Annotated in this window: 3 protein-coding genes; all 3 read right to left on the bottom strand. The window is 41.8% G+C overall.

The window, feature by feature from the left end; genetic code table 11:
• On the bottom strand, positions 1-1,671 hold a 1,671-nt coding region (locus tag JCM15908_RS13785; RefSeq protein ID WP_036893165.1), incomplete at its 3' end, for an RHS repeat domain-containing protein.
• A gap of 88 nt (positions 1,672-1,759) precedes the next feature.
• Positions 1,760-3,172, bottom strand: coding sequence for a DUF6443 domain-containing protein (locus tag JCM15908_RS10535; protein WP_148295577.1), 1,413 nt, complete (start codon positions 3,170-3,172; stop codon positions 1,760-1,762).
• 11 nt (positions 3,173-3,183) lie between these two features.
• A complete protein-coding gene (locus JCM15908_RS10530) occupies positions 3,184-6,453 on the bottom strand; it encodes an RHS repeat domain-containing protein (RefSeq protein WP_148295576.1) in 3,270 nt (1,089 codons plus the stop codon).
• Positions 6,454-6,466 lie beyond the last annotated feature (13 nt).

Raw genomic sequence — 6,466 nt, 5'->3', positions numbered from 1 at the left:
GTCTGTTGATATTTTCACTTGGTGGCCAACAATTGGTAAATAACCATTTTGTGGCCATGCTAAAACATTATCATTTGGTGCTATAATATCAATACCGTTAAAAGACTCTGTTTGAGATATTCTTTCTGCGACTTTATTTGTTCCACAAGCAAACAGGACAATCTTCGGAGATGGTGACTTGCCTGCTTTATAATTACGCCATAAAGGGGAGATTGAAGTTAATAATTTATCAAAATCCTTCCCATTTGAAATATAATGGTTTTCCCACACATTCTTTTTTTTATTATATGTTTTAAAATTGAAACTATTAATTGAACCATTGTTGTCAGCGACTCCGTGGGCTACAATCACGATAGCATTAGGGTCATCTTGTATTTCTTTTGCCATTATATGTAATTTCTTGTTGTTGTTATTTTTTTCGCCGACTCCATCATGTTTTTCTTTGCCGTTGGGATCTATATAACGTATGGGATTATCTTCACAGTAAGTATACGGGCTGACATTATAATACTTCTCCGCCAGAGGGTCTATCCTGTCCCAGCGTGGCAGGATGGGATTGTACTGCCGCGCGCCATAGTCGTAAGTGTTGAGGCCGTGCATCGGGTCAAGCTCCTTGCCGTTGTACTTGTACTGCTGACCTGTGGCGAGCATTGCAGACTCCCCGTCGGAGTACGGTGTACCGAAGGGATAGTAGTCGACACTCTGACAGACGTTCCCCTCTGTGTCTATCACTTCGCGATTGTTGCCAAGATGGTCCTTGGTGTAGAACCTCAGGTCAAGGGAAAGGGTCTGCGTGTTCATCAGCTTCATCCATTTCTCCAATAGCCCTTGGTATTCTTCGTCGGTCATGCCCGGATGCCTGACGGGACGGCCGTAGCACAGGCCCTCCGCATAGCTTGCACCGATATAGCCTCCGTCGAAAAGAATCATGGAAGGGGCATTGTTGGCGTAGACGATGCTTCCGCCTGCCATATAGTCCATGGAGTCGACCGTCAGGAAGTTTTCCTCTATGCCGTTGTAGATGCTGTCCATGCTGACGTGTATGTTGGGGGCGGCCGTGTAGTGGATGCTCCGCAGCTTCTGCCCCGTAGCCGAATAGACGTATTTGGTTACGTTGCCGTTGTCGAACTGAATCCGCACGGGATTGTTGCTGTTGTCATATACGATGTTGGTGATGCCCCGTGTACCGTCGCATTTCAACGAGCCATTATTGTTATACCGTATGTCCTGTGAGCTGCGCTTTACATCAAGTGAGTTCACATTGAGGATGGCAGGGGCGCGCTCCTCCACCGATTCCAGCAGGTTGCCGTCATATTTCAGTTGCAAGTCGTCTATGGAGCCTATACTTCCGTCCTGCCGCATGCCGTTGCGGACAAGGTGGGTGATGTTCCCGTTGCGGTCGTAGTAAGTCCTCTCGTCGTACTTTCCGACAAGTTTTGTAAAGTTGTTCTCGCCATATTCTGAACTGACAACCCTGCTTAGGTCGTCGTAAGTAAACCTGTATCCTCTGTCATGTGGTGCATTGCGGCCTTTCCATGTGATGCTGCTGATGTTCCCGTTGTATAATGGTGTTCCAAGTCCGTCGTGATAGTGCAGTTTTTCGCAGAACGATCCGCTTTCTATACTCGTAAGCCATCCATGGATGTCATAGTCGAAAGCAAGGCTTCCCATCCCCCCTTTACGGGACGGCTGATGCCGGACAGCCTGCCCAGACGGTCATAGCTATAGGAAACTGTGAATTGCCCGGTAGATGCGGTGTCTACCTTTGCCCAACGGGTGATGGAGCAAGACGGTCATTGTTGGGATTGTAACTGTTATTAGCATGAAACTCTACGGAAGCTCCCTTTGTGTGGCTTACCGTAACGGATGAGGCTGCAATCTTGTTAGTATATGTATAGGTACATTCCGTTTTCTCAACAATTCCGTCAAGCCCCCTTTTCCAGATTGTAGCCAGATTTCCCAGTTGGTCGTATGAATTCAGAACAGCAATCTTCTCGCCATTCGACGCCAAAACTATAGATCCCGCCACACGCCCCTTGGCATAGGACGAAACGGGCTGGATTGTATTTTGAAAAAGGTCTCTGCTCGCACCGTTAAGGAAATCGTAGTCGTCGTAGTAATTGACTATCTCAATGGCTGCAATCGGCAATCTGAACGCAGTGCCGTCCAGCATGTTATAGTCTGTCCCGCCAATCCCCCCTGACCCACGGGAGTAATAAACCAAGCCATTGTCTATGTAGGGTTGCTTGGTCAAAAGCCCTTGCACTGCCAGCCGACCCATATTGTCATACAGCATAAATCTGTATAGCCCCTTTTTCAGCAGCTCACCATCCTGCATGGAGGTACAGCGGTTATATTTGTCGTAGGAATATGTGATGAAATAGCATCCGGGGAGTCTTTTTTTTGTGAGATTGCCACTTATATCATATTCGCAGTATTGAAAGGCATTTTTGTTTAGGATAAATCGTTCTTTGAGTCCGGGCATAGTAACAAATGCAATCCTGCCGAATTCATCATATATATAATAGGTATCGTTGTCAGTTCCCCTTCTTTCCAGTATTTTTTTGCCAAATACGTCTGTATAGGTCGTTGTCTTAATACCGTCCTCGTCAATAGTGCAGATACCCAACAGGGTACCTTTCTTGTAGTATCTGTCTCCATCAGGCTTGATTCCTTTCGCTGTTGTAATTTTGTATTTGATAACTTCATTGTCGGAGTTTGTAACGTATGAGATGGAGATGGGGTTGGATTTCCACGCATGGCCTGCCTTGTATTGTTTTCGAAGCCGCCCTAAAATGTCATGTTCGTATTCCTCATAAGCATGACTATCCCCGTATTGGGCAGAAGCTTTCTGATTGATTTCATTTACATCAGGAATAGCAATTGTATTACCTCCTACTACAGGCAGCCAATTTCTGGTCATAGTCTGCTCACCTGTAATTTCTTTGAAAGAATAAATGAATTCATCACCGTTTCCAATACCATTTGTAGCTTTTATAGTTTCTCTTCCCAATCCGTCGAAGAAATCGTAAGTCATGATGTTTTTCGAATTACTTGCTATTTTTGTCTTGGTAAGAATGTAGTTGGCTTTCTCCTGAGCCTTCGCAGAACCTGAAGCCATAAGCAGGGCTAATGTCAGGTAGATATATGAATATATGTGCTGTGATTCCATTTTTCTAATTATTATTTGGTATAGTAGTTATATGTATAAGACTTTAGCAATTCTACTTTGCCGTTAACTTTCCGATATTCAGCGGTAAGCCTACCAAGTAAGTCGTATGAGAACAGAAAGCACAGCCCATTGGGTTCTGTCCTGCTAATCAGGTTAAGTCTGTTATCATACTCATAGGTTGAAACCAAAGCCTTTCCGAGATGGATACGTAGTGCCTCAAGAGAAACTGACGGTTTGTTCAGACCCGAGATGCTCTCGGGAATACACCCCAAGGCGTTTTTAACGTCTTCGTAGGTTGCATTTTGAATAGCAGCAACCATCCTCTGACCTTGATGTGACCATATCATAATGGTTTTTATTCCACGGTCATCCACGACAATGGGATTGCCGTACTCATCAGCTTTTTCAACAACGTATTCTGTAGTCGTTGTGGACTTCTTGAATGCTCCAATACCCCATTTAATACCCCGTGTTATTTCTTTCCTTGAAATATAAGGTATTCCATTGGCTGATGGAGAATAAAAGAACTTTTCTTGTACCAAATATTCATTGCTGTGTCTGTCTATTCCAACAGGAACCAGAATATTCCTTTGTGTCAACCACGAAAAACTTGAATTATCGAAGCTATATGTATAAGATATACGTTCGTAGTTGCCATTGTCGGATATTATATTCTTTGAGTGCAGCATACCATTGTTTGAATACCAATAATCTGTTTTGGTCTTGAATATACCATTTTCTGTCGTTTCCTCTCTCTTATTTACAGATATTAAATATTTGTTGGTATATGTTTTATATAGATAGGAGAATCCGAAGAAGTTTTGATTATAGTCCAAATGACATTCATGGGAAATTGTAGAATAAGGCTCTCCCACTGACCGCCAATAATCAAACGTGGTTTTTTCTAAAACTTTATTATCTGCGTCTGTAACCTCTACCGATATTAATTTTCCTCTTTCAAACGCCATACTTGTAAAAGCTGCACTGGCGTATGTTCCATAGACATAGGCTTTGTAGTCTGCTGCTTTATCCATGTGATAGTTGTTATTAGCATCCCTATCATAATTCGTATACTGATACTTAGTACGTTTGAGCAGTTTATTGTTGTTGTCCTTTAGCTCCTCAAACACGGTAGAATATCCAACCGCAGGGGTGTTGAAGTTCATAGGATAGGGATTTATGTCATCGAAGGAATAGAAATCTATAAATTCGCTTTTTTTATCGTTGAAGTATATGCGGTCATAAAAACATGGTTTTCCCTTAGAAATACCACTACTATTGCCATTTATCCGATTCTTGTAGATATAGTCTTTTGAATAGAGCAAGGCTCCTGTCGAATCATAGTTCTTCAATGATTTGACACGAAGCCCACCAGCATTCCCTGTTGCGCTCTTCACGGATTTTTCCTGTAAAACGAATTGTGCAGAAAAATCGTTTAGCTCATACTCAAACGAAGTTCTTCCGCCTGTAGGATATGTGATGTCTTTAAGGGCAAATATTTCTGTACTTGCAAGTGATGCTGGTCTTATAGTGAATTTATCTAGACCATACGATTCTCCCATTCGCCATTCCCTATAATCGAAAGTATTAGGGCTATTTTTGGAAAAATATCCCCATGAATCGGTGTAAGTTAAAGGATTTCTGGTTGGCCATAGGTTCTTAGGATTGGTATCCAAATAATATTCAAAATTGTACTCGTATTCTTTTATTTGTTTTGATGTCTTAAAATTATCATCAATTAGATTATCAAGAAATATATTTCCGTCATTTAAGTTAAGTCCATTATTTTTTGTTCTCTTTGTGTCTAAATTGGGAGATGACGTATCGGGGTTGATACTATTTCCAGAAGAACCTGTCTTTCCTTGGTGATTAACGCCTTCAATCTCCATAGTATGAGTCGTGCAATCTGCCGTTGTGTAAAATGCAATACGAGAAAGCAGCCTCCTTTTCTTTATTGACGAAAGGAAGTCGAAACTAATGTCCAGAATTTTTTTGTTTGATAGTTTAATGGATATGTTGGATAAGTAATCCTGTGTTATTTTTTTTGCAATGTTTTTCCGTGTTTCCTCTTCCGAGGGTAAAGGACGTATGTTCATAAAAAGAGAGAATTTGTTGGCATTAAACTGCTGTTCCCAATAGCCATACATATATCGGGCTTGTTTATCATAAGGTACACCTTCCTTTTTATACCAATATAGGCAGCCTGTATTAGCAAGAAATAATTCTCCGTAAGCTGTATCCCGTTTATAACTAAAGTTGATAGCTACATCATTATAGCTGATTTTAATTAAGCGTGACGGCATCATCAGAAAGCCGGAATAGCCAGTACGGCCATAGTTTTCTTGACACAAAGGGTCTTTGCCGGCTTTATATACAACAACACTCTGGGGTGCATAGTGAATATCGCACATATATGAGTCCGCAGCATACTCGAAGTTGACAACTCTTTTGTCTATGGTTGTTATTTTTGAAAGCCGCCAACAGGTTGCCACTATATCCCCGTTGACCTGATTGTAATAGGGAACGCTGTATTCTGTAGCATTGCCGCCTCCAAACTCGTATCGGGTTCCATCGGGGGTAATTAGAGTGAATCTGTCAAAGAATCTTTTGTTTGTGTTAAGAGGATACCCGGACAAATCAAATCTTCTTTTCATGTCTTCAATCGTCTTGAATCCATTTTGGTCATCGAACTCCACCTTGATATCATCATCGGATATAACTCTCCACTGCCCATCTTTATCCATAAAAAAAGAACCACTATAACCGTTAAAGCTGAAAAAGAATTCATCTGCAGCCAGTTCATACCAGTCATTACCAAACAAATGAGTGAGTTCTTTTAGCTTGAGGTCCTTATCTGGACTCCTCTCTATCTGATTGATTTTATTATGATTAAAGTAGAACCCTGCCTTGGTAAAAGATGTCTCTTTTTCGTCTTGGGCTCCTTTGATGTTCCGTGCTATATATCCACCGGCAGAGAGAACCCAGCCTATGCCTAGACAAGAGGGTGGAGTATGCGGTTTCACATTAGAGACGTGATACATTGCCTGAAGTGGAATGGAAATCTTGCCAACATTCATAGTGTATAGTGGAACAGAAATATTGGGTGTACCTGTATAATGTCCTACGGGAACACTTCCGAATGTACCCAAGTTGGCAACTTCAGGAGAAGGCACATTTCTGATTTCCCTGACTTGCGCCTTTATAGAACAGGAAAGCAGTAGACAGATGACAAGCAAAGGCTGTCTTATATACCCTATATGGGAGAGAGGTTTTTTACTCATAAATTTTCAGAAG

Source organism: Prevotella dentasini JCM 15908 (genome assembly GCF_000614065.1).
Classification (GTDB): Bacteria; Bacteroidota; Bacteroidia; order Bacteroidales; family Bacteroidaceae; genus Prevotella; species Prevotella dentasini.
This window is presented reverse-complemented; position numbering and strand designations above follow the sequence as displayed.

What these genes read in the sequence shown, in the direction of transcription:
- JCM15908_RS10530 (WP_148295576.1), bottom strand. Translation starts at nt 6,453, where the DNA reads ATGAGTAAAAAACCTCTCTCCCATATAGGGTATATAAGACAGCCTTTG.
- JCM15908_RS10535 (WP_148295577.1), bottom strand. Translation starts at nt 3,172, where the DNA reads ATGGAATCACAGCACATATATTCATATATCTACCTGACATTAGCCCTG.